The sequence below is a fragment of the Streptomyces sp. SAS_270 genome, assembly GCF_052543295.1.
This window is the reverse complement of sequence record NZ_JBMNDS010000064.1, coordinates 13,927-36,997: the sequence shown is the minus strand read 5'-3', so window position 1 is coordinate 36,997 and position 23,071 is coordinate 13,927. Positions and strand designations below refer to the sequence as shown.

The 23,071-nt window shown below is 69.0% G+C and carries 18 protein-coding genes and 1 pseudogene; 10 read left to right on the top strand and 9 right to left on the bottom strand.

The window, feature by feature from the left end:
* Nucleotides 1–63 precede the first annotated feature (63 nt).
* Nucleotides 64–1,599: a flavin-containing monooxygenase gene (locus ACN6LB_RS32775; protein WP_445029008.1), complete on the bottom strand. Its 1,536-nt coding sequence runs from the start codon at nt 1,597–1,599 to the stop codon at nt 64–66.
* Between the two features lie 186 nt (nt 1,600–1,785).
* Between ACN6LB_RS32775 and ACN6LB_RS32770 the strand changes: the two genes are divergently transcribed.
* Nucleotides 1,786–2,808: an aromatic ring-hydroxylating oxygenase subunit alpha gene (locus ACN6LB_RS32770; protein ID WP_445029007.1), complete on the top strand. Its 1,023-nt coding sequence runs from the start codon at nt 1,786–1,788 to the stop codon at nt 2,806–2,808.
* Between the two features lie 123 nt (nt 2,809–2,931).
* The gene (locus ACN6LB_RS32765) at nt 2,932–3,531 is read left to right on the top strand and encodes a hypothetical protein (protein WP_445029006.1); all 600 of its coding nucleotides are present in this window, start codon (nt 2,932–2,934) and stop codon (nt 3,529–3,531) included.
* A 173-nt stretch (nt 3,532–3,704) separates the two neighbouring features.
* Here ACN6LB_RS32765 and ACN6LB_RS32760 read toward each other — a convergent pair whose 3' ends face one another.
* The 3 genes from ACN6LB_RS32760 to ACN6LB_RS32750 all read right to left on the bottom strand — a co-directional run bounded on the left by ACN6LB_RS32760 (nt 3,705) and on the right by ACN6LB_RS32750 (nt 7,007).
* On the bottom strand, nt 3,705–4,718 hold the full coding sequence (locus ACN6LB_RS32760) for a pectinesterase family protein (protein WP_445029005.1): 1,014 nt from the start codon (nt 4,716–4,718) through the stop codon (nt 3,705–3,707).
* 75 nt (nt 4,719–4,793) lie between these two features.
* The gene (locus tag ACN6LB_RS32755; RefSeq protein ID WP_445029031.1) at nt 4,794–5,870 is read right to left on the bottom strand and encodes a rhamnogalacturonan acetylesterase; all 1,077 of its coding nucleotides are present in this window, start codon (nt 5,868–5,870) and stop codon (nt 4,794–4,796) included.
* Nucleotides 5,871–5,939: 69 nt separating this feature from the next.
* A complete protein-coding gene (locus ACN6LB_RS32750) occupies nt 5,940–7,007 on the bottom strand; it encodes a glycosyl hydrolase 53 family protein (protein WP_445029004.1) in 1,068 nt (355 codons plus the stop codon).
* 501 nt (nt 7,008–7,508) lie between these two features.
* On the opposite strand from ACN6LB_RS32750, the gene ACN6LB_RS32745 reads away from it, so the two are divergent.
* The 4 genes from ACN6LB_RS32745 (at nt 7,509) to ACN6LB_RS32730 (ending at nt 11,653) form a co-directional block, all read left to right on the top strand.
* Nucleotides 7,509–7,778: a rhamnogalacturonan endolyase family protein gene (locus ACN6LB_RS32745; protein WP_445029003.1), complete on the top strand. Its 270-nt coding sequence runs from the start codon at nt 7,509–7,511 to the stop codon at nt 7,776–7,778.
* Nucleotides 7,779–8,011: 233 nt separating this feature from the next.
* Nucleotides 8,012–9,091 carry a GDSL-type esterase/lipase family protein gene (locus tag ACN6LB_RS32740; protein WP_445029002.1) on the top strand — a complete coding sequence of 360 codons (1,080 nt, stop codon included), beginning with the start codon at nt 8,012–8,014 and terminating at the stop codon, nt 9,089–9,091.
* A gap of 29 nt (nt 9,092–9,120) precedes the next feature.
* Nucleotides 9,121–10,173 (top strand): glycoside hydrolase family 5 protein, encoded by a 1,053-nt coding sequence (locus tag ACN6LB_RS32735; RefSeq protein WP_445029001.1) that lies wholly within the window; start codon nt 9,121–9,123, stop codon nt 10,171–10,173.
* 100 nt (nt 10,174–10,273) lie between these two features.
* Nucleotides 10,274–11,653: a poly(ethylene terephthalate) hydrolase family protein gene (locus tag ACN6LB_RS32730; RefSeq protein ID WP_445029000.1), complete on the top strand. Its 1,380-nt coding sequence runs from the start codon at nt 10,274–10,276 to the stop codon at nt 11,651–11,653.
* Between the two features lie 349 nt (nt 11,654–12,002).
* Here the strand turns inward: ACN6LB_RS32730 and ACN6LB_RS32725 are convergent, their stop codons facing one another.
* A complete protein-coding gene (locus ACN6LB_RS32725) occupies nt 12,003–13,226 on the bottom strand; it encodes an RNA-guided endonuclease InsQ/TnpB family protein (protein WP_445028999.1) in 1,224 nt (407 codons plus the stop codon).
* Between the two features lie 24 nt (nt 13,227–13,250).
* Between ACN6LB_RS32725 and ACN6LB_RS32720 the strand changes: the two are divergent.
* Nucleotides 13,251–13,658 (top strand): annotated as a pseudogene (locus ACN6LB_RS32720) (erythromycin esterase family protein); the annotation flags it as partial.
* Here ACN6LB_RS32720 and ACN6LB_RS32715 read toward each other — a convergent pair.
* From ACN6LB_RS32715 to ACN6LB_RS32700, 4 genes are all read right to left on the bottom strand, one after another.
* A complete protein-coding gene (locus ACN6LB_RS32715) occupies nt 13,655–15,172 on the bottom strand; it encodes an FAD-dependent monooxygenase (RefSeq protein WP_445028998.1) in 1,518 nt (505 codons plus the stop codon). The pseudogene ACN6LB_RS32720 and the gene ACN6LB_RS32715 overlap by 4 nt on opposite strands.
* Before the next feature lie 104 nt (nt 15,173–15,276).
* Nucleotides 15,277–16,305: a methyltransferase gene (locus ACN6LB_RS32710; RefSeq protein WP_445028997.1), complete on the bottom strand. Its 1,029-nt coding sequence runs from the start codon at nt 16,303–16,305 to the stop codon at nt 15,277–15,279.
* Between the two features lie 2 nt (nt 16,306–16,307).
* Nucleotides 16,308–17,258, bottom strand: a complete 951-nt coding sequence (locus tag ACN6LB_RS32705) for an NAD-dependent epimerase/dehydratase family protein (protein WP_445028996.1) — start codon at nt 17,256–17,258, stop codon at nt 16,308–16,310.
* 14 nt (nt 17,259–17,272) lie between these two features.
* Nucleotides 17,273–20,068 carry an AMP-binding protein gene (locus ACN6LB_RS32700; RefSeq protein WP_445028995.1) on the bottom strand — a complete coding sequence of 932 codons (2,796 nt, stop codon included), beginning with the start codon at nt 20,066–20,068 and terminating at the stop codon, nt 17,273–17,275.
* 354 nt (nt 20,069–20,422) lie between these two features.
* Here ACN6LB_RS32700 and dmpI point away from each other — a divergent pair, with 354 nt between their 5' ends.
* From dmpI to ACN6LB_RS32685, 3 genes are all read left to right on the top strand, one after another.
* On the top strand, nt 20,423–20,605 hold the full coding sequence (dmpI, locus tag ACN6LB_RS32695; protein ID WP_356143964.1) for a 4-oxalocrotonate tautomerase DmpI: 183 nt from the start codon (nt 20,423–20,425) through the stop codon (nt 20,603–20,605).
* Between the two features lie 107 nt (nt 20,606–20,712).
* Nucleotides 20,713–21,753 (top strand): phosphotransferase family protein, encoded by a 1,041-nt coding sequence (locus ACN6LB_RS32690; protein ID WP_445028994.1) that lies wholly within the window; start codon nt 20,713–20,715, stop codon nt 21,751–21,753.
* A gap of 79 nt (nt 21,754–21,832) precedes the next feature.
* Nucleotides 21,833–23,047, top strand: coding sequence for an acyl-CoA dehydrogenase family protein (locus tag ACN6LB_RS32685; protein ID WP_445028993.1), 1,215 nt, complete (start codon nt 21,833–21,835; stop codon nt 23,045–23,047).
* Nucleotides 23,048–23,071: the final 24 nt, after the last annotated feature.

The window sequence follows — 23,071 nt, the reverse complement described above, 5'->3', positions numbered from 1 at the left end:
GGTGGCGCCGGCGCCACCGGTTCTACCCGATCACCGCGCCGTCGACGGCTGCGTGACCGGGAGCTACCGAGGTCGGCCCAGGTGGTGGGCGGGCTGATCGTTCCGTTCGGCGTCGGCCTGGGTCGGCAGTGGCAGCGTCCAGGCGTAGGCATCCGGGTCGAAGGAGTCCAGGCGTTTGACCAGCCTGGCGGTCGACCACGGCCAGCAGAAGGTGTTGATGCCCGGGAGGCCGAAGTAGTAGCCGGTGCTGTCGGCGTTGTAGACGGTGCCGCGCAACGCCTCGTGCAGGGACTTCTGGTGGGCTGCTTCGATATCCGGCCTGACATCCAGCGCGGACGCCCCGGTGGAGCGCAGGTGGTTGAGGGCGGTGGTGACGTAGCGGAGTTGGGCTTCGAGGACGGTGGGGACGGCGGTGGTGCCGGTGAGCAGATTCGGGCCGATGAGCAGAAAGAGGTTGGGGTATCCGCTGACGCTGGTGCCCAGGTAGGCCCGGCGGTTGTCAGCCCAGGCCTGTGCCAATGTGCCGTCGGTGCCGTGCAGTTGGGGCGCCAGGGGGATGTCGCCGATGTGGAATCCGGTCGCGAGGACGATGATGTCGGCGCGCGTTCGGGTGCCGTCGGCGCCGATGACGTCGGAGCCCTCTACTGCCGTTACGCGGGTGGGATGCAGCTGCACGTTGGGCCGGGTGAGGGTGGAGTAGTAGGTGCTGGAGGTGATCAGGCGGCGGCCACCCAAGCGGTAGCCAGGAGTCAGGGCCCGGCGCAGGGCGCGGTCCCTTACCGAGGCACGCAGATGGAAGCGGGCCAGGGCCTCCAAGGGCCGCAGCAGGTGCGGGTGGCGCAGGGGGACTCCGATGGCTTCCTGGGTCCAGTGGTGCAGGCCGCGCAGTGCGCGGCGTGCTCCGGGGTGGTTTTCGCAGAAGCGGTGGAGACCGGGAGGGAGGGGGTAGTCGGGTTTCGGAAGTACCCACTGCGGTGTGCTCTGGAAGACGGCGACATGGGCGGCCATGGGCTGGATCTCGGGCAGGAACTGGACGGTGGAGGCGCCGGTGCCCACCACTGCCACGCGCTGTCCGGTCAGGTCGACTTCGTGGTTCCAACGCGCGGAGTGGAAGGTGGTGCCGGGGAAGGTGTCGAGTCCGGGAATGTCAGGGTGGCGGGGCTGATGCCAAGGGCCAGTGGCAACGATCACGGCGCGGGCGGTGTAAGCGCCCGAGGTGGTCTGCAGGTTCCAGCGGTGCGCCGCCGGCGCCCAGCGGATGCTCAGCACCTCGGTGCCGTAGCGGATCGCCTTGTCCACGCCGTGCGTTGACGCGGTGGTGTCGAGGTAGTCGAGAATTTCCGACCGCTCGGCGAAACCCCGGCTCCACGCGTGGGGCGCGAAAGAGTATTCGTACAGCATCGACGGTACGTCGCAGCCGCATCCGGGATAGGTGTTGTCGCGCCAAGTCCCGCCGAGGCGACCGGACTTCTCCAGCACAACGACGTCGCTGAAGCCGGCCCGGCGCAGCGCGATCACGGCGGCCACCCCGGAGAGCCCGGCCCCGATGACAACGACTTCCGCTTCGTTTCCTGTGCTGTCGATGCTGTCGTCGGCCACCGGCGCCCCTGCCTGCCTCGTGAGCGACCCGGCGTGTGCCGAGCGGCCCCAACCACCTACTCAGAGCAGCCGATCGTATGGTTGGCCATGACCATCCATGGCAATACAGTCCGTTAGACCCTCATAAGAGTGATCTTGCTTGGTGAGGTGAATATCGGCGGGATTTCCTGTGTTTGGCTGCCGGTCATGACGATGAGGGACGAACCGCCCAGGTCTCGCAGCCCGCACACCGCCATCGACGAGGCGGAGCGGCATCTGCCGTACCCCAGTGGCTGGTTCTGCCTGGCGCGTTCACGAGAACTGGCCCCCGGCAAAGTCCTGACCCGCCGCTTCATGGACGAGGACGTCGTCCTCTACCGCACGCGTGACGGCCGATCCCGCGCGGTGCGGCCCTACTGTCCACACCTGGGCGCTCATCTCGGGGCGGGCGGCACCGTGGAAGGCCAAAACCTGGTGTGTCCCTTCCATCGCTTCACCTTCGCCCCCGACGGCACGTGCGTCGGCACGCCCGACGGCGCGCCGCCGCGTGCTCGCCTGCAGCAACACACCATCAGTGAGCGCAACGGCTTCCTCTTGATCTGGTACGAACCGGACGGTGCCGCCCCCTCCTGGGACGTCCCCGGCACCGCCCAGGCCGGAGTAGTTCCGACGGCAGTCTGGAGCACGGACGTACACGCCTACGCCCAGGAGATCATCGAGAACACCCTCGACTACCGGCATCTGCCCGTCCTGCACAAGGTGGCTGTGGAGGAACTCACCGCGCCGGTGGCCGAAGGACCCCTGCTGCGCATGCGTCTGCGTCTCGGGCCGGACCGGCCTCCCGCTCTCAAGAGGAAGATCCAGGCGGATCACGCGTTCCTCCTGGCGGGGCTGGGATATCTCCGGGTGGAACTTCCGCTGCCCTCGTTCGGACTCGTCAGCTACCTGTGGGCCATGCACACACCAACCGGTCCTCGGCGCACCCGCATGCTGGTGGCGACAGCTTGTGCGGACATCCGCAAGCAGGACGCCGCTGGAGCGTCGCTCCCACGGCGTGGCCTGCACCGGGCCTTCGCCCGCGTGATGCTGCGCACCGCGGTCAGCAAGGTCCATCAGGACCTGGAGATCTGGAACACCAAACGCTACGAGCCACGGCCTCGCCTTGCCGCGAGCGACGAGGCCCTCGGCTTGTTCCGCCACTGGGCCCGACAGTTCTACCCGGCTCCGTGAGGGAGCCAACTGTGCCCCTCAGTGTGAGCCACGAAGTTGCACCACGGGAGAGGGGGCTCGCCATGTTTCGCCGTCGTCCCTCAGTGGTGAACGCTGCGCGTTTCCCTGTCCTACGCTGGCGTGATGGGCGTGGGGATAGAGGTGTTGATCGTGGACTGGCCGCGGGTGGAGGCGGCGGCGCCGGGTGACCGGCAAGAGCTGCTGCTCGATGCCGCGTTCGGTGAGGGGTACGACGACGATCTCTTCGAGCACGGCTGGTCGTGGCCTGCGCAGCCGGGTACGGACTGGTACGGCCGGTATGCGTTGCGCGACACGCTCGGCTCGTACAAGCCGCACTTTTGGGCCGGCCACCGCTGGGAGCATATGCGCGACTTCGTCGAGCCGAAGCTGCGCAAGGTCCTGGACCGGTTCAACGACGCACTATTCTGGCATGGCCTGGAGGACACCACCGGGGTTGGGTCGGGGCTCCCGGAACTTCCGTGTACTTGGGATGCGAACCTGCTGCTGTGGTGTCCGCCCGATCACGTACCGGTGATCGCCGGATGGTGGCGGCAGGCAGCACCTCAACTGGCAGATCTGCGCGCGCCGTTCACCCAGCACGACACGGAGCCCGACGGCTGGGTCACGACCTTCGACTCGTTCGTTCGCTTCCTCGCCGACTGGGGCGAGCTGGTCTTGGAGGCGGAGCGCCGCGGTTGGGGCATCGTCGGCCTGAAGTGCTGACCACGTCTCACGGGCGAGCCGACGCCGCCACCGCGGAGACCGCGGCCACGGTGACGTGCGAGGTGGAGGCATCCCCATCGGGCAGCTGAGCACCATGGGCCACACGGCCTGGACGGCGAACACGGCGAGGCCGCGTGCCGGCACGTGCTCGGGCGCGGCAGCCAACCGCCGGGCTACTCCACGGGGTTCCAGCCGTCGCTTCCGGAGAGGTATTTCTGCGAGGTGTAGTTCGCCGCAGCTGCGCCGCTGATCAGCGGGCGGTCGGTGGTACCGGTACTGGCGCCTGCTCCGGTGTTGTTGTATTCGCTGAACCGGCAGGTCTTCCAGGAGAAGCCGCCCATGTCCTGCCAGGCTCCGGCCTGGCGAATGTGTGCACCGAGTGTCGAGTCGCGGACCAGCACCTGACCGATCGCGTCGGCCGCCCCGCCGGCGTGCCAGCAGCGCCCCAGAGCGACGGTCCGCGCCGCGGCGGAACTCAACAGCGTCGACCTGGTGATGAGGATGCCGTACCGGTTGCTTGAGTTGGTGGCCGCGGCGGTGATGTAGCCGTTGTTGGTGCTGCCTCGGTCCAGCGAGCGGATGGTCGTGGAGTCGATGACCAGGGCACCGTTGCCGTAGATGAAGTCAACGGCGCCTTCGATGTAGCTTTTGTAGACGTACTGGCGGACCTGCGAGCTTCCTGTACCACCCCAGGACAGGAACGTGTCCTGGTAACCGAGCAGGCGTACGTTGCGGTAGACCTGCCGATCGCCGCCCGCATACAGGGCCAGCGCCTGACTGTCGTGCCGGTCATAGGTGTTGGCGATGGTCACACCCTTGACCGTGGTGTTCTTGGCCATGTTGAGCACGGTCGCGCTGCCTGCGGTACCGGCGGTGGATGCGGGGGCGTTTCCGGTGATCACGATGTCGGTCGCAGTCCCGGTCGTACCTTGCAAGGTGATGCCGGGCTTGCCGGAGGGGACGGATACCTGGCCACGGTAGGTGCCCGGCTTGATGTTGATGATCGCCCCGGAGGGGGCTGCCGCGATCGCGGCCTGGATGGTGGTGTAGTTCCCGGAGCCGTCACTCGCCACCGTGATCGTTGTGGCGGCGTTCGCCGGGGTGGTCAGACCGAGGGCGGCGAGCGGTAAGACGGCGGCGAGGGCGCCTGTGATCACGAGGGTCCGGCACTTGCCGAGCGGGTGCATGTGTACCCCTTTCGTCGTTCTTCCGGAAGTGTGCAGGCTCGTCATGGAGATGCTTCGAAGCGAGACGCGCGGCTGTCAGCGCAGGTAGGCGGCCAGCGGCAGGTGCTGCGCCTGGATGCTCTGGAGCACCAGCCCGGCCATCTTGGTGGCCCCGTACTGCGAGAAGTGGGTGTTGTCCGTGACGCCGTCGACGGAGGAGCGAAGGTAGAGCTGTGCGGAGGCGGACGGGCCGAGGGATTCGATGAGCGCCTTGCTCGCGGCGGTCAGGTCGATCACGGGCACCCTCTGCGCGGCAGCGACAGCCCGCATCTCGGCAGGCAGGTTCACGCCGACGCCGTTGACGTGCAGGGCGGTGGTGGTGAGCCGGGTACCGCTGAACAGGCGGCGCACCGGCGGTGTCACCAGGACAGGGATGCCGCCCTTGGCACGGACCTGAGTGACCATGGAGGTGAGGTTGCTCCGGTACGCGGACGCACTGGTCTGCTTGTCGTTGTGGCCGAACTGGATGAAGACCGGGTCGTCGGCCTTGACCTTCGACAACAGTGCCGGGAAGAGCGCCGAGTTGTGCAGGAAGCTACCCGAACTCTCCCCCGAGTCACCGTAGTTGGCGATGGCGGCTCCGGGGCCGACCGCAGGGGTGATCATCTGGCCCCACCCCGTGTACGGAGCGGCCGGCTGGTCGCACACGGTTGAGTCACCGGCCAGATAGGCCGCCAGTGGGCGGGTCGCCGGTTTCACCGAGATCGCGGAAATCTGCGGCGAGGAGCCCCCGAACCGGAGGTCCAGGCCAGAGGTTCCAGTGCCGCCCTGGCCCGTCGGCTGCCCCTCGGGCTGTCGCACGTTGACCGTGAACGAGTACGCCGTGACGGCACCCGCCGCCGTGCTCGTGGCCGGCAGCATCAGGCGTCGGGCCTCCGCCCATGTCTCCGTCTGTCCGGCCTTGGTGCCACCGATGGAGACGGTCACGTCGTAGTTGCCCGGCGAGACCGCGTAGTGACAGGTGATCGGTGAGGTGCCGGAACATCCGGCCGGAAGCGCCTGCGGTGTCGCGGCACCGGCCTGCACCGCACCGGTGCCGATCAGCGTCGAAAGGGTCAGCAAGCCCGCCGCGCCCAGCCGGGTTCCACGCCTGCCACGGCGCGCACATGCCATGTGCATTACAAGCATAGGTCCAGTCCTTGCCCATGGAGATGCGGATGTGGGGTGAGGTCTGCGCCGTTCTCAGGCCTGGGTGAAGCCGTTCATGATGCTGGTGGGCTGCTTGCTGGAGGAGTCCCAGGCGCCCATGTTGTAGCCGGTGAACGGGGACATGCACTCCGGCTCCCAATAGAAGATGCCCTGCCCGCCATTGGCCTTGAGCGCCTGGATGTAGGCGACCAGCGCGCCCTGGGTGGAGGAGGCCCTGTCCACGCGGCCGCCGAACTCGCTCTGCAGGAACGGCTTTCCGTACTGCGCGGAGATCTTCTTCATGTTCCCCACGATCCCGGCCGCGAGACTGGCGCTGCCGTAGGAGGAGAACACCGACATGTCCCACTTGCCGCCGTTGGCGGCGTAGCGACTGAAGAAGGTCGTCATCGAGTCGTACTTCTGCGGCTGTGCCAGGTGGATGCACACCGTCGAGCCCGGCGACACCGCCTTGACCTGCGTGTAGGCCGCGTTCAGCAGGCCGGTCATCTGCGCCGCACTGGAGACGCTGCCGACGGGACGGCAGATCCCGCTGTTGATCTCGTTGCCGATCTGCACCCAGGTGGGCAGCACGTCGTTGTTCTTCATGACCGTCATGGTCTGATTCACGTACGAGCTCATCGCGGAGACCATCTGGCTGTAACCCATGCTCCGCCAGGCCGCAGGCGGGTTCTGCACACCGACGGAGTTCCACGTGTCGCCGAACATGTAATCCAGCATGATCGACATTCCGGCGGCCTTGATCCGCTTGGCGAAGGCGGCGACCTCGTTGATGCCGCAGTGCCCGTTGGCGGGGTCGCCGGAGGGATTGACGAAGGTGCGCAGCCGGATCGCGGTGATCCCGTACCCCTTGAGGATGGTCAGCAGATCCTGTGTCTGGCCGCTCGCGTTCTTCCACGAATAGCCGCGCGCCTCCATCTGAGGCGCCCAACTGATGTCGACGCCCTTGACGAAGCCCGCGGCAGCCTGGGCCGGCGTCTCGAGTTCGCCAAAAGCGGCAGCGGTGGCGATCGCTCCGGCGGTCGCGGTGGTCGCCTTGAGCAGCGTGCGTCGACCGACCTTCCCGGAACCCAATGGAACACCGTTGGCAGGAATCGGGGGCATGGTCGCTCCTTCCATGGCGCCGACCGCACGCCAAAGGTGGCGGTCGGCGCATGTTCGGTCGTTGCGGTCGGCATTGCTGGGGGCAGTTCAGGCCAGGCGCGCTGCGGAGTAGGTCACCACCGAAGTGGCGCCATCAACGACAGCCGCCCCGCTCCCCCTTGATGCGAGCGTTCACATATGAAGCAAGCTGCGACAAGACCAGCATCTGCAACTGCCCTTGCCTCAGAGGCTCCTTGACGGATCAAGGGCTGGGATCGTTCACAAGAACGGTCACGCATCACGCAGTTTCCAGACCACACCTTCGCCTGTCAATCCGTACGGCCGCCCAAAGTCACGAATTTCAACAAGGCCGAACAACAAGCTTCGACAGAATCCTTGACGCCGACTCAGCTGCTTCCTACGCTCCCGTGGGAGCGTTCCCATGCCCGCCCGAGTGAACGATCACCTTCTCCCCCACCTGAAACTTGTTCACTCGGCACCCCCCATGCATCGGAGGCCATCGTGACCGACGCACGTCGCTGCCCCGCCCTCACAGCGCAACCGTTGAGACCGAGGAACCGCTCAAAAGGACGCCTCATCTGCGGTATCACCACCGCCACCGCGTCAGCCTTCTCCGCACTCGCCGGACTGCCCCAGACGGCGCAGGCCGCGACCGCGCGGCAGGTGGAACGCCTCGACCGCGCACTGACCAACGTCCACACCGGAAGCGGGAGCCTGGTGTCATGGCGATGGCTCGCCCTCGACCCCTCCGATGTGGTGTTCCACGTCTAACGGAGCAGCACCAAGCTCAACTCCTCACCTGTCGCCACCGCGACGGACTACTTCGACTCCGGCGCCCCGAGCTGCTGAACACGCCGCGGCTGAACGGTGGTCGGCGTGCTAGGCGGCCGGCACCGGCGGCGACCGCTTCGGCACCGACGCGGCAGCGGACGAACGCGCCCGGGACCAGTCAGCCGCTGAACCACATCCTCGAACTGCTCCCACACACGCGGGAAGGGACTGGCATGCGCAGAACCCCGCACCAACCGCTCCTCCGGATCCTTTTGACCACGCTTCTGCTCTCGCTCGGTATGGCCCTCGCGCCGTCGGCCGGCGCCGCCCCCGCCGCTGCCCCCGTACGCATCATGCCGCTGGGCGACTCGATCACCGGCTCGCCCGGATGCTGGCGCGCCCTGCTGTGGAACCGTCTGCAGAACACCGGATACAAGAACATCGATTTCGTCGGAACCCTCAACCAGCAGGGCTGCGCCCAGGCGTTCGACGGCGACAACGAAGGCCACGGCGGTGAGCTCGTCACCAACGTGGCGAACCAGAACCTGCTGCCCGGCAGACTCGCCGCCTCGCATCCCGACATCGTTATCATGCACTTCGGCACCAACGACGTGTGGAGCAGCATCTCCCCCGACACCATCCTCGCCGCGTACACGCAGCTGGTGCAGCAGATGCGAGCCTCGAATCCGGACATGAAGATCCTCGTCGCGCAGCTGATACCGATGAACCCCTCGGGCTGCACCGGCTGCGCCCAGCGCGCAGTCGCCCTGAACGCACGGATCCCCGACTGGGCAAGGACGACCAGTACGAGCCGCTCCCCGGTGACAGTCGTCGATCAGTGGACGGGGTTCGACACCGCGGGCGACACCTACGACGGCGTACACCCCTCCGACTCCGGCAACGAGAAGATCGCCGCCCACTGGTACCCCGCCGTCTCCGCCGCCCTGGACAACAGCGTGCCCAGCGACCCGGGCACCCCGGGCGGCGATCCCGCCTGCACCGCCTCCTTGCGAGTCGTCTCCTCCTGGCAGGGCGGCTACCAGGGCGAGGTGACGGTGACCAACGCGTCCACGTCCCCCGTCAACGGCTGGACCGCGACCGTCATCCCAGCCTCGGGCGCACACCTCACCCAGGTCTGGAACGGCAGCCTCGACACGACAGCCGACGGCAAGGCCACCGTCGCCAACGCGTCCTGGAACGGCACGCTCGCCCCGGGCGCCGGCACCACCTTCGGCTTCACCGCCGCCACACCTGAGGCCGGCGGTACCCCCTCGGCCACCGTCAGCTGCACGGCTCGAGCAGCCATCACCTGAACACATCGTCCCGCCCTAAGGAAGCCCCCATGAAGTCCCCCACCCGCGCCGCGCCACGCGTGGCCGCCGTCATGGCCACCCTCCTGGGCCTGCTCGTCCCCCTGCTCGGTCCCGGTACACCGGCTCACGCCGCGCCCACCGGCTTCCGCATCCAGAACGGCCGGCTGCTGGAGGCCAACGGGAACGACTTCGTGATGCGGGGCGTCAATCACGCCCACACCTGGTACCCGAGCCGGATCAGCTCCATCGCCGACATCAAGGCCAAGCGCGCCAACACCGTGCGTGTCGTCCTCGCCAACGGTGACCGCTGGACCCGCAACAGCGCCGACGACGTCGCGAACGTCGTCTCCCAGTGCAAGCGCAACCGGCTCATCTGCGTCCTCGAAGTCCACGACACCACGGGCTACGGCGACCAGAGCGGAGCGACCACCCTCTCCCGCGCCGCCGACTACTGGATCAGCGTCAAGAGCGCGCTGGCCGGCCAGGAGAGTTACGTCATCGTCAACATCGGCAACGAGCCGATCGGCAACAACAACGCCTCGCGGTGGACCGCCGACACCAAGGCGGCCATCCAGAAGCTGCGGAGCGCCGGCCTCAACCACACCCTCATGGTGGACGCGCCCAACTGGGGCCAGGACTGGTCCTTCACCATGCGCGACAACGCCGCGTCGGTCTTCGCCGCCGACCGGGACCGCAACACCATCTTCTCGGTGCACATGTACGGCGTCTTCGACACGGCCGCGAAGGTCAACGACTATCTGAACCGCTTCGTCGCCGCGAAACTCCCCATCGTGGTCGGAGAGTTCGGCTTCAACCACTCCGACGGCAACCCCGACGAAGACGCCATCATGGCCGCGGCCCAGCGACTCGGCATCGGCTGTCTGGGCTGGTCGTGGAGCGGCAACGGCAGCGATGTGCAGTACCTGGACCTGGTGACCAACTTCGACCCCAACCGGCTCACCAGTTGGGGCCAACGCCTCTTCAACGGTGCGAACGGCATCGCCGCCACCGCCAAGGAAGCCACGGTCTACTCCGGCGCCGTGCGCAGCGCTCCCCCGGCTGCCGCCCAGGCCGACCGCTGATGCCTGGCCACTCGCAATGGCATGTCATGCGCGCATCACCCAGCTATGCCCACCGCCCGGACTCTCGTAGCCGCAGCAAACCCTATGGAGGAACAGGACGATGAACTCCAGCGTCACCGATGTCCCGGTGTATGAGGGCGCCCGATCTCAGGACACCCGATCCCCCAGGACGAGACTTCGACGGACCAGCCGTACTCTCAGGTTGCGGACAGCCGTGGTCACCGCCGTGACCGGCCTCATCACCGCCCTGATTTCGATTCAGCCAGCCTCGGCCCGAACTGCGTCGGCTCAGGACAACCCGTACGAACGGGGCCCCGCTCCCACTGTGAGCAGTGTCGCAGCCCAGCGCGGGACCTTCGCCACCACGGAGTTGACCGTGCCGCCCGGCAACGGCTTCAACGGCGGGAAGATCTACTACCCGACCGACACCACCCAAGGCACCTGGGGCGCGGTAGCGGCCGTACCCGGCTACACCGCCCGATGGTCCGCCGAAGGCGCCTGGATGGGCCCCTGGCTGGCGTCCTTCGGGTTCGTCGTCATCGGTATCGACACCAACAGCCCCACCGACTACGACACCGCCCGCGGCACCCAGTTACTCGCGGCGCTCGACTACCTCACCCACAAGAGCCCGGTGCGTGACCGCGTCGACCCCAACCGGCTGGGCGTGATCGGACACTCCATGGGTGGCGGCGGCGCCATCAGCGCGGCCGAACGGCGACCGTCATTGAAGGCCGCCCTGCCGCTCGCGCCGTTCTCCCCCTCCCAGAACCTGTCCTCGCTCCGCGTACCGACGATGATCATGGGGGCCAAGGACGACGGCACAGTCACTCCGTCCTACCTCAACGGGCTCTACGGCGGCATGCCGGCCGCCACCCCGAGCGCCTACATCGAGCTCACCAGCGGCGGCCACGCCTTCCCCACCTGGGGCAACTCCAACGTGACACGTCGTACGATCCCCTGGCTCAAGATCTTCCTCGACAACGACACCCGGTACACCCAGTTCCTGTGCCCGTCCCTGGTGGACCGCACCGGCCTCTCCCGGGCCCAGACCAAGTGCCCTTACGTGCCCGGCGGTACGACCACTCCCCCGCCGAGCAGCGGGCAGATCGTCGGCGCCGCCTCCGGCCGCTGCCTGGACGTGCCCAACTCGTCCCAGACCAACGGCACCCAGCTCCGGCTGTGGGACTGCACGGACCAGACCGGCCAGAAGTGGGCCCGCACGGACGCCGGGGAACTGCGCGTCTACGGCACCAAGTGCCTGGACGCCGAGGCCTCGGGTACCTCCCCCGGTACACGGGCCATCATCTGGGACTGTCACGGAGGGCAGAACCAGCGCTGGAACGTCAACGCCAACGGCACCATCACCAGCGCCCAGTCGGGCCTGTGCCTGGACGCGAACAACTCCGGCACCGCCAACGGCACTCAGGCGGTCCTGTGGACCTGCAACAGCGGCTCCAACCAGCGATGGACCCTTCGGTAGTGGAGTACTGAAGCCCTCTTCTCGAAGGCGTCGGACCGAAGTGCCGGGGCGGAGACGGGTACAGGAACCGCCACGTGACTCATCTCGTCCGCGGCAAGGCGGCTCATCGCAGAAGCAGACGAGCGGGCTCGGCCAGTCCGGCCGGAACGCCGTGGCTGATCGCCTTGATGACGGCGGCGAGTTCGGTCTTGCCGGGCGGCGGTCAGGGTGGGCGCAACCTCGGTCTTCGGGGACCGGTGATTATCCGGTGGCGTTAGGCCGATCAGGCGCGGTCGTGGAGCGTGACCTGTTGACATGCTCCTCGGGCTGAAGCCCGAGGATTCTGGCCTTCTCGATCGCTGCTGTGCCGCTACGCGGCACGGGGTTGGGTCGGGAATCCGTGGCTTCCTGTTTCTTCACGCTGTGCCGGGATTGCTCCTGGTCTTACCGGCGCTCCGCAGGCCGATACCGCCAGTCCGGCGGCCGTCTTCACGTTGATCGCGGCATTGTGGTCCCGGTCGTGGACCGCGCCGCAGGCGGTACAGGTCCACTCCCGCACGTGCAGGGGTTTGGGCCCGTCCTTGACGCCGCAGGTCGAGCAGGTCTGAGAGGTCGGCTCGAACCGGCCGATCGTGACCAGGGTGCGGCCGTACCGTTCTGCTTTGTACTCCAGCATGCTGATGAACGAGGACCATCCGGCGTCGTGCACGGACTTGGCCAGCTTCGTGCGTGCCAGTCCTGCCACTGACAGGTCTTCCACGGCGATCCCTTGGTTCTCGGAGATCAGCCTGGTGGAGAGCTGGTGGTGGAACTCGCGGCGGGCGTCGGTGACCTTGGCGTGGGCGCGGGCGATCTTCAGGCGGGCCTTGGCGCGGTTCTTGCTCCCCTTCTGCTTGCGGGACAGCTCCCGCTGGGCCTTCTTCAGCTTCTTCTCCGCGCGCCGCAGGAAGCGGGGGGAGTCGATTTTCGTGCCGTCGGACAGGACCGCGAAGTGGGTCAGGCCGAGATCGATGCCGATGGTGCGGTCGGTTTCGGGCATCCGGCCCGCGTCGGCGGCGGGGTCGGTGTCGATGACGAAGGAGGCGAAGTACCGCCCGGCCGCGTCCTTGATGACGGTGACGGAGGAGGGCGTGGTGGGCAGCGTGCGGGACCACTTCACCTGCACCGCGCCGATCTTCGGCAGGTTCAGGCGCCCTTTGTCGGTCACTGACCAGCGGGCGTTGGCCGTGAACCGGATCGACTGCCGCTTGTCCTTGCGAGACTTGAAGCGGGGCGGACCGGTCTTCGGCCCCTTGCGGGTGCCCTTGAGGGAGGCGAAGAAGTTGCGGTACGCGGTCTCGGCGTCCCGCAGGGACTGCTGGAGCACCACCGCAGAGACCTTGCCCAGCCAGGACCGCTCCACCGTCTGCTTCGCCTCGGTAATCAGCCTCTTCGACAGCTCTGCGGCCGTGGGGAACGGCTGCTTGGCCGCTCTGGCCTCCTCACGGGCGCGGACCGCGTCGTTGAACACGACACGGGCGCACCCGAACGCCTTCGCCAACGCCCTCTGCTGGCCGGTGTCCGGGTACAACCTGAAGGCGTACCGGAGCTGCATGACCCTCACGGTACATACTTGGAGAACATCCTCGCCCTCGCCGAACGGGGCCCGGCACTGCTGCACGCCCACAACGGCCATCTCCAGCGGGAGATGAGCACGATGCGGATGGGCGGCAAGCCCGTGCAGTGGTGGGGCGCCGGCGCACTGGTGAGCGCCCGGCTGGGCGAGGAGTACGCGTTCGTGGCCACGGCTTTGGGCACGCTGCGCCATCAAGGGGTGGACGCCCCGGCGCCGGACACCGTCGAGGGGCTCCTGTACGCGCTGCCGGAGGACTGCTGCGTCGTGGACGCCTCCCGGCTGGCGGCCGCCGTCGGTGACCTGCGGCCCGCCTCCCGCGTGTCCCCCTGGTTCGGCTATTCCCCGCTGGATCCGGCCCATCTGGCCACCACCGACGGGCTGGTGTTCGTCAGGGACGTCCCGCAGCGCTAGCGCCTGCCCGCAGCGCTGGGGCCTGCCAGGTCGGCGGGCTGCGCGGTGGGCGGGTGGGGCCCGGCCGCCGGGGAAAGCGGCGACGGCGTGGCCAGCGGCCAGTGTTGCAGCGCCGCGTGCAGCTGCCCGGCGTCAAGGCGGTCGGCGGCCCAGGCGATGTGGCCGTCCGGGCGGATCAGCAGGGTGGTGGTCAAGGGCCCGGCCGGGGCGGCGAGTTGCAGCCAGGGTGTCTCGGCTGTGGGCCGGCCGGGGGTGACCAGGACGAAACGGCCGGTGCGCAGCAGCTCATAGAGTCGCTGTCCGCCTGCGAGGCGCAGGTCGGGTGCCCGGCGGCCGGTGAGGCGGTGGCTGGTGCGGGGGGCGGGGTAGGCGATGCCGATGCCGGAGAGCAGGCGTTCCGCGTGTGCGGTGAGCGAGCTCAGCCGGGACACCAAGGGCATGAGCGTGTCGCGGAGTTGGCGTACGCGGATGCTGCGGGGGGCGCTCAGCACGCCCCGGGTGATGGCTCCGGAGATCCGCAGTGCTTGTTTGCCGACGGGGTGGCGTTCGTGTTCGTAGGAGTCGAGCAGGGGCAGGCCGGCTCGGCCCTGGATGACCGCGGCGAGTTTCCAGCTCAGGTTGGCGGCGTCCTGCAGTCCCGTGTTCATGCCCATGCCTCCGGCGGGCGAGTGGACGTGGGCGGCGTCGCCCGCCAGCAGCACCCGGCCCTGGCGGTAGCGCTCGGCCTGCCGTTCGTCGCTGTGGAAGCGGGAGATCCAGCGCGGGTCGTGCATGCCGTAGTCGGTGCCCAGGACCCGGTGCAGCAGGCCGGACAGTTCCTCGGCCGTGACCGGGGCGTCATCGGGCCGGTCATCGCCCGCGATCCAGCCGATCGCCCGGTACCAGCCGTCGCCGAAGGGCACCAGGGAGGCGAAGCCGTGTTCGTTGGCGTTGGTGGTCACCGCGTCGGCAGGCACATGGGTGAGCTGGACGTCGGCGAGCATCACCGAGCGCACGATCCAGCGGCCGGGAAAAGCAATCCCGGTCAGCTGCCGTACCGCGCTGCGCACTCCGTCGCATCCGACCACGTATGCCGCATGGAAGGTGCCCCTACCGGCCGTCTGCGCCTCGACGCCGTCGGCGTGCTGGTGCAGCGCCACCACTTCGGCGCCGCGCACGATCCGCACCCCGGCGGCGCGCGCCCGGCGCTCCAGCAGCCTTTCGATGTTGTACTGCGGGGTGATCAGCGCGAACGGGAAGCGGGTGCGCAGGCGGTGCAGGTGCAGTTCGAGTTTCCCGAACACCCCGACCACGGGCGCCTTTCTGCCCAGGGCGACGAGTTCGTCGGCGAGGCCGCGTGCGTCCAGGACCTCCAGGGTGCGGGCGTGCACCGCGAAGGCGCGGGTCAGGTTGGCGTCGGCGTGCGCGCGCCGTTCCAGCAGGGTGACCTGCACGCCGGCGGTGGCCAGGTCCCCGGCCAGCAGCAGGCCGGTGGGTCCGGCCCCCACCACCAGGACGTCGGCGGCCTCGGTCATCTGTGTCTGCCCTTCTCTCGCTGCTGTCTGGGATCAACTGGTGTGCAGGCCCGGCCTGTTGGTGCTCTGCGGCCGGGCCCGTTGCGGCCGCGGCGGCCGTGCGGTCATGCGGGGGTGGTGGCTTCGATCATGTGCTGGTAGGAGTTGACGGGCTGTACGTCCTGGACGGTGAGGCCGGCCTGTTCCACCAGGGCGAGCAGGCTGTGCCGGGTGTGTTTCCTGCCGCCGACGGTCAGCAGCATCCGCAGGTCCATTCCGGTGCTGAACTTCTGCCCCGGGCCGTCGTCGACGAGGTTCTCCACGATGATCACCCTGGCGCCGGGGCGGGCGGTCTTCACGACGTTGCCGAGCACGGTGTGGGCGTCCTGGTCGTTCATGCCCAGGATGTTCTTGAAGACGTAGGCGTCGGCGTCGGCCGGGAGCTGGACGCGGCAGTCGCCGGGCACCAGCCGCGCCCGGCCGGCGAGTTCTCCGCCTTCGCGCAGCCGGGCGTCGGCGCCTGCCAGTACGTCGGGGCGGTCGAAGAGGATTCCCTGCACGCCGGGGTGGTGCTCGAGCAGTGAGGCCAGCAGGAAGCCCTGTCCGCCGCCGATGTCGGCGACGGTCCGCACCCCCGCCAGCGGCAGGGCGCCGGCGACGGCGGTGGCGGACTGCCTGCTCGCCTGGGTCATCGCGAGGTCGAACACAGCTGCGGACTGCGGCCAGGCGGTGTGCACGTGGTCGAAGAACTCCCGGCCGTACAGGTCGACGAAGACGTCCTTGCCGGTGCGCACCGACTCATCGAGACGGCCCCACAGCTGCCAGGTCCACGGTTCGGTCATCCACAGCACGAGGTGGCTGAGGCTGTCGGCGGCGTCGCTGCGCAGCATCCGTGAGATGTCCGTGTGGACGAAGCGGCCCTGCGTGTCCTCGGCGAACACCTGGTGGCAGGTGAGCGAGCGCAGCAGTCGCCGCAGCGCGTCCGGGTCGGCGTCGACGGCGGCGGCGAGGTCGCCGGCGGTGGCCGGGGTGTCGCCGAGGGCGTCGGCGAGGCCGAGTTTCACCGCCGCGCGCAGCGAGGCCGCGCAGCTGGTGCTCAGTGCGCGCTCCAGTACCCCCAGTACCTGTGGTTCGGCGGAGGTTTCACTGCTCACGGTCACGAGGGGACTGCCTCTCTGTAGGGGGCGGGTGTGATGCTGCCGGGGAAGTGCGCGTCAAGGACTTGGCGGACGCCGTCGCGCCAGGAGGTGCGGCAGTCGCCGAGGAGGGTTTTGCGGTGGGTGTCGTCGAAGGCGATGACATGGCGGGTGACGTCGCCGGCCTCGAAGCGGGCGGGTACCCCGGTGAGTTGTGCGACGTACGTCATGAGGTCCTGCACGCCGACGACTTCGTCTCCTCCCCAGTTCACGACCGTCGCGGGCACGCCTGCCGCGGCCCACAGCCCTGGCAGGTGGCGGGCGATGTCGTCGGTGTGGATCGGGGAGCAGTAGTGCTGCTGGGTGGGGGGTACGGCGATGGGCTGGCCGGCGAGCATCTGCCGGTAGAGGATGACCGGGAGTCCGCCGTGGCCGTGCGGGCCGTAGGCGACGTTGAGGCGGGCGATGGTGGTGGGCAGGCCGAGTGTGACGGCCAGGGCGCGTACGGCGCCCTCGGTGGCCAGCTTGCCGACCGGGTAGGTGGGCAGCCAGGCCGACGCGGCGGACAGCGGGTCGCTCTCGGTGTGCAGGTGGCCGGGGGTTTGGGGGGTGTAGAGGGCGCTGGTGGAGATGAACGCGAAGGCTTCGGCGTTGCGGCAGTGGGTCATCAGGCGGCCGGTGGCGATGGAGTTCACCGCGATCGCGTCCTCGAAGGTGTTGCTGCCGCGGTCGATGGCGGCGTGCAGCACGTGGGTGAAGTCGTCGGGCAGCGCGTCGAGCGGGCCGTCGGTCATGTCCCAGTGCCAGGTCCGTATGCCCTGCTCCTGAAGGCGTTGCTGTACCTGCGGGTCGGAGAAGCGGCCCAGGCACCACACGTCGTTGTGCCGGGCGAGGGTTTCGGCCGCGGTGCGGGCGACCAGGCCGCTCGCCCCGGTGATGAGGATCTTTTTGCCCGTCGGCATCACAGTCATGTGCCCCCCTCTTTTCAGTTTCCGGACAGGGCGCGGTCGAGTTCCGTGCGCAGGATCGACTGGAAGGCGGCGACGTGTTTGGGCCCCATGAGGGTGTAGTGCTCGCCGGGCACATCGAGGTAGCGGGGCGGACGGCGGGTGAAGTCCTGCCAGCGCCGCAGTTCGTTCTCCAGCCAGTCCTGTTTGCTGCCGCGCAGCGGGATGGCGTAGAAGACGCTCATCGCGGCGACGCTGCCGGTGGGCTGGTAGGTGCGGCCCAGGCCGGTGAGGCTGTCGGCGAGGTCGGCCCAGGCGGTCAACCGCGGCAGGTCCAGGTCGAGTTCGGTGAGCCGGCCGGCGGGGGCGATGTCGATGAGGTGGCTGAGCTGTTGCTGCTTGCTCAGCGGGCGCAGCTGGGCGGGCAGCGTCTTGGCCTGCTGGGGGGTGATGAGGTCGAGGAACATCGCCAGGTTGACGGCGGTCTCCACGAAGTCGAGTTCGTCCATGCGGTACTTGATGTGCGGGGGCAGGTTGAAGCTGCCCAGGAAGTCCACTCGCTCGCCGTCGGCCTCCAGGAGTTTGGCGACCTCGAAGGCCACCGCCGCGCCGAAGGAGTATCCGGCGATCGCGTAGGGGCCGTGCGGCTGCCGGGAGCGGATCGCGTCGGCGTAGGTGCGGGCCATCTCCGCGAAGCTCTCGAAGGGTTTCTCTCCCGGGTTGAAGCCGCGTGCCCGCAGGGCGTAGAAGGGCCGCTCGTGGACGAAGTACTTGGCCAGGTTCACGAAGACGAGGACTTCGCCGACTCCGGGGTGGATGCAGAACAGCGGTGTCTTCTCGCCGCTGCTCTGCAGTTCGACGATGGGGTCGTAGGGGGTGCTTTCGCTGTGTCGGGCCGCTTCGATGCGGGCGGCCAGTTGGCGGATGCTGGGTGAGGTGAGGATGGCGAGGACGGGCAGGTCCACGCCGGGAAAGTGCTGGGAGACAAGGCTCTTGAGGCGCAGGATGTCCAGTGAGGTGCCGCCGAGGTCGAAGAAGCTGGCGGTGGCGCTGATCGTGGACGGCGGTGTCTCGAAGAGGTGGCCGTACAGCTGGGCGAGGGTGTTTTCGGCCGCGCCCTCGGGGGCGTCGTAGCCGCCGAGTTGGCGGTTGATCAGCTCCTGGAGCGCCGTGAGGTGCCCGGCGTAGTCACCGTTCTCCAGGCGGCGTCGCATCAGCGAGCGCTGGATCTTGCCCAGGCTCGTCTTGGGGAAGGCGTCTGGGGTGAGCGGCAGCAGCAGCGCCGGGCGGAAGCCCCAGTGCAGTACGACGCTGTTTCTGACCGCGACGATCAGGCGGTGCAGGGCCGCCTCGTCGCCGGCCGCCTCGGGGGCGGGCGCGAAGGCGATGGCGAGCTGCTCGGTGTCGCTGCCCGGCGGGCGTGTGGGGAACGCGGCGACGTACGACTTCGCGATGCCGTCGAGGGTGTTGAGGAGCGACTCGAGGTCGTGGCTGTAGTAGTTGACGCCGTTGACGATGATGCTGTCCTTGCTGCGCCCGACGAGGGTCAGCCGCCCGCGGGTGAGCCGGCCGAGGTCACCGGTGCGAAACCAGCCGTCCGCCGTGAACGCGGCCTGGGTGGCTTCCTTGTTGTTCGCATACCCGCTGGTGATCATCGGGCCCGTCAGCTGGACCTCGCCGGCCTCGCCGTCGGCAAGGGGGGTGGTGGTGTCCTCGGCGACGATGCGGATGCGTAGCCCGTCGACCGGCCGGCCGACCGCCGCGAACTCCGCCCCCAGGTCGGCGTCCGGGAACTCCCGGTTGTAGATGCTGCCGGCGCAGGTCTCGGTCATCCCGAACGCGGGCCACAGGGCGCCCGGGTGCAGTCCGTGGGGGGCCAGCCGGTCGAGGAAGCCGGTGCCGGTGGCCAGGGGGTTGGCCTCCCCGCCGGAGACGATGTGCCGCAGGCAGGACAGGTCCAGGTCCGGAGGGGACGGCAGCTCGTCGAGGGCCTTGTTGATCAGCCCCAGCAGGAAGTTGGGGGTGAACGTCATCGACACCCGGTGGGCGTCGATGAGTTCGAGGAAGTGCACCGGGTCGGCCAGCACCGCCTCGGGCGACGCGTGCAGTTGCACGGCCCCCACCGACAGCGGCAGCAGGTGCGCCTCCAACAGTGCGGCGACATGGTCGTAGGAGATCCAGTTGAGGGTCACGTCGTGCGCGGTGAGCGCCTGCGTCCGGGCTTTGGCGGCCATGGAGGCCAGCAGGTTGCCGTGGGTGAGGCGGACCGCCTTGGCGGCGCCGGTGGAACCGGAGGTGAGCACCAGCAGCGCGACGTCGTCCGCGCCGGCCGCGGTGACCGCGACGGTGCCCGGCTGCGCGCCGGCCGCGGCCAGGTCCTCGATGGTGGTGATCGCCAGATCCGGCAGGGCGGGAAGTTCCTCGGCGACCTGGCGGTCGGTGACCACGAGCGGCCCGTCGAGCAGGGTGTTGACGTGGTTCAACTGCGCTGCCCAGCGCTGCGGATCGTCGCGCACGGGCACCAGCGGGCAGACGGTGATCTGGCCGAGCAGACACGCCCAGAACGCCGGAAGGAAGTCCTCGGGCCGCTCCAGCAGCAGCGCCACCGCCCGGCCCGGACCGGCCCCCGCCTTGCGCAGGGCGCCGAGCAGACCCAGCGCATCCTCCAGGAGCTGCGGATAGGTGCACAGGCCTGAATCCAGCGGCCGCTGACGGGAGCAGTAGCGCACCCCGTGCCGGGGGAACGCGGCCGCGGCTCTCACCAGCAGGCCGCCCAGGTCGGCGACGGGGTGCTGCTCCCCCAGCCCGATGGCCACCTCTTGTGTCTGCGTCACGGCTGCCCCCACAGGAATCTGAAATCTGCGAATCCGTCGAATTACCGGCAGATGAATTCCCCCGCGACGAATACCGGCAGACGAATACCGGTACGGCAAAAGGTAGACAGCCGTGCCGTGTTGCGGTGGCCGGGTGTTTCCGAAGAGACATCCCGGGTCGACCGAGGTGGCAGCGGGCGGGCGGCATCAAATCCCCGGCCGGCGCGGTGTCTCTTCGGATACACGGCCGGGCACCTCGGAGGCACCGGCCTTGAAACCGTCAACGGCGCGTCCCTAACGTTTGGGGCATACCGAGGCCGCCGCCGAAAAAAAGGGGGCGGGGGCCGCACTGAGCAGAATTTCCCGGAGGATGAAATGCCCATCGTGACCGTGCAGCAGGGCCCGCGCACCATCGAGCTGAAGCGCGAGCTGGTCGCCCGTATCACCGACGCCTTCGTCGACGCCTACAAGATCCCTGCCGAGACGGTGCAGGTGTGGATCCAGGAAGTGCCGACCGACAGCTGGGGCGCCGCGGGCAAGCTCATCGCCGACAGCTGAGCCCAGCGTGCCGCGGGTCCCGGCCGCCGCCGCAGGCGGCCGGGACCGCGTCGTACCACCACCCTTTTCCGTCCTGCCTTTCCCGCCCTCCAAGCCCAAGGGATGCCATGAACTCGACGACGCTGCCCGGCGCCGCGGCCGGCCTCGACACCGGGCGCCTGGCGCACTGGCTGGAGGGGCATCTGCCCGGCCGCGGCCCGCTGGGCACGATCTCGCCGCTGGCCGGCGGGCGTTCCAATCTGACGTACCGCATCGAGTGGAGCGGGCGCACCCTGGTGCTGCGCCGGCCGCCGCTGGGCCATGTCCTTGCCACCGCCCACGACATGGCGCGCGAGTACCGGGTGCTGAGCGCGCTGGGACCCACCGCCGTGCCGGTCCCGCAGACCTACGCACTGTGCCAGGACGCCAAGGTGCTCGGCGCCCCGTTCTACGTCATGGCGCTGGCCGAAGGCACCACCTACCGCAGCGACGCGGAACTCGCGCCGCTGGGCCCCGCCTCGGCACTTGGCACCACTCATGCGCTCGTCGACACCCTGGCCCGCCTGCACGCCGTGGACCCGGCGCGGGTGGGCCTTGGGGACTTCGGCCGCCCGGAGGGCTTCATGGCCCGCCAGGTGCGCCGCTGGCGCCGCCAGTGGGATGCCTCGCGCACCCGCGAGGTGGCGGGCGCCGACCAGCTCAGCGACCGCCTCGTCGCAAGCTGCCCCGACGCGGGCCGCTCCGCTCTCGTGCACGGCGACTACAAGCTCGACAACGTGCTGGTGGACCGGGCCGACCCGGGCCGGATCACCGCCGTGCTCGACTGGGAGATGTCCACCCTCGGCGATCCGCTGGCCGACCTCGGGATGCTCTGCATGTACTGGGACGGCTTCGCCGGCATCGACCGCTCCCCGGTCGCCTCGCCCGGGACGCTGCCGGGCTGGCCGGGCCGCGACGCGCTGGTGGAGCGGTACGCCGCCCACAGCACGGCGGGCCTCGAACGGCTCGACTGGTACATCGCGTTCGCGTTCTACAAACTCGCCGCGATCCTCGAGGGCATCCACTGCCGCACCGTGCAGGGCCTGAGCGTCGGCGAGGAGTCCGCGGACCTGTCCGGAGCCGTCGCCCTGCTCGTGGCCCGCGGCCACGCCGCACTCGACCAGGCCTGACCCACCCCTCCCCACCACCTCCCCCACCGCTTTGACCTGCCGCTTTGCCCTGCCGCCCCGTCCCGCAACGGAGACACCGATGGATTTCGCGTACGACGACCGGACCGAGGAACTGCGCGCGAAGATGCTCGCCTTCCTCCACGAGCATGTGCTGCCCGCCGAACCGGTCTTCCACGCCCAGCACAGCGCGGACCGGCCCTGGAGCCGGCCGCCGGTACTGCAGGACCTCAAGGACGAGGCCCGCCGGCAGGGTCTGTGGAACCTGTTTCTGCCCGATGCCCGCTTCGGGGCGGGCCTGACGAACCTGCAGTACGCGCCGCTCGCGGAGATCACCGGCCGCAGCCCCTTCCTCGCCCCCGAGGCCGTCAACTGCGCGGCCCCCGACACCGGGAACATGGAGGTGCTCACCCTCTTCGGCACCCCCGCACAGCAGGACCGCTGGCTCAAGCCGCTCCTGGAGGGCAGCATCCGCTCGGCGTTTTGCATGACCGAGCCGGACGTCGCCTCCTCCGACGCCGCGAACATCGCCACCCGTATCGAACGCGACGGCGACAGCTACGTCGTCAACGGCCGCAAGTGGTGGTCCTCGGGAGCGATGGCACCCGAGTGCGAACTGCTGATCGTCATGGGCAAGACCGACCCCGACGGGCCGCGCCACCGCCAGCAGTCGATGATCCTGGTGCCCCGGGACACTCCCGGCGTGCGCGTCGAGCGCGGGGTGCACGTCTTCGGCTACACCGACGCGGCGCACGGCGGCCACGGCGAAATCGTCTTCGACAACGTGCGGGTGCCCGCCGAGAACATCATCGCCGGCGAGGGCGAGGGCTTCGCCATCGCCCAGGCCCGCCTGGGACCCGGCCGCATCCACCACTGCATGCGGCTGATCGGCATGGCCGAGCGGGCCTTCGACCTAATGTGCGAGCGGGTCAAGCGGCGCACCGCCTTCGGCCGGCCGCTCGCCGAACAGGGCGTGGTGCGCGAGTGGATCGCCGAATCCCGTGTGCGGATCGAGCAGGCGCGGCTGCTGGTGCTCAAGACCGCCTTCCTGATGGACACCGTCGGCAACAAGGGCGCGCACACCGAGATCCAGGCCATCAAGATCGCGGTGCCGTCGATGGCCGAGTGGGTCATCGACAAGGCCATCCAGGCACACGGCGGCGGCGGCGTCTCCCAGGACTTCCCGCTGGCCGAACTGTGGGCGCACGCCCGCACCCTGCGGCTGGCCGACGGCCCCGACGAGGTGCACCGCGCCTCCCTGGCCCGGCGCGAACTGCGGCGCTACGACACCGTGTAGAGACCCCGGCAGAAAAAAAGGGGG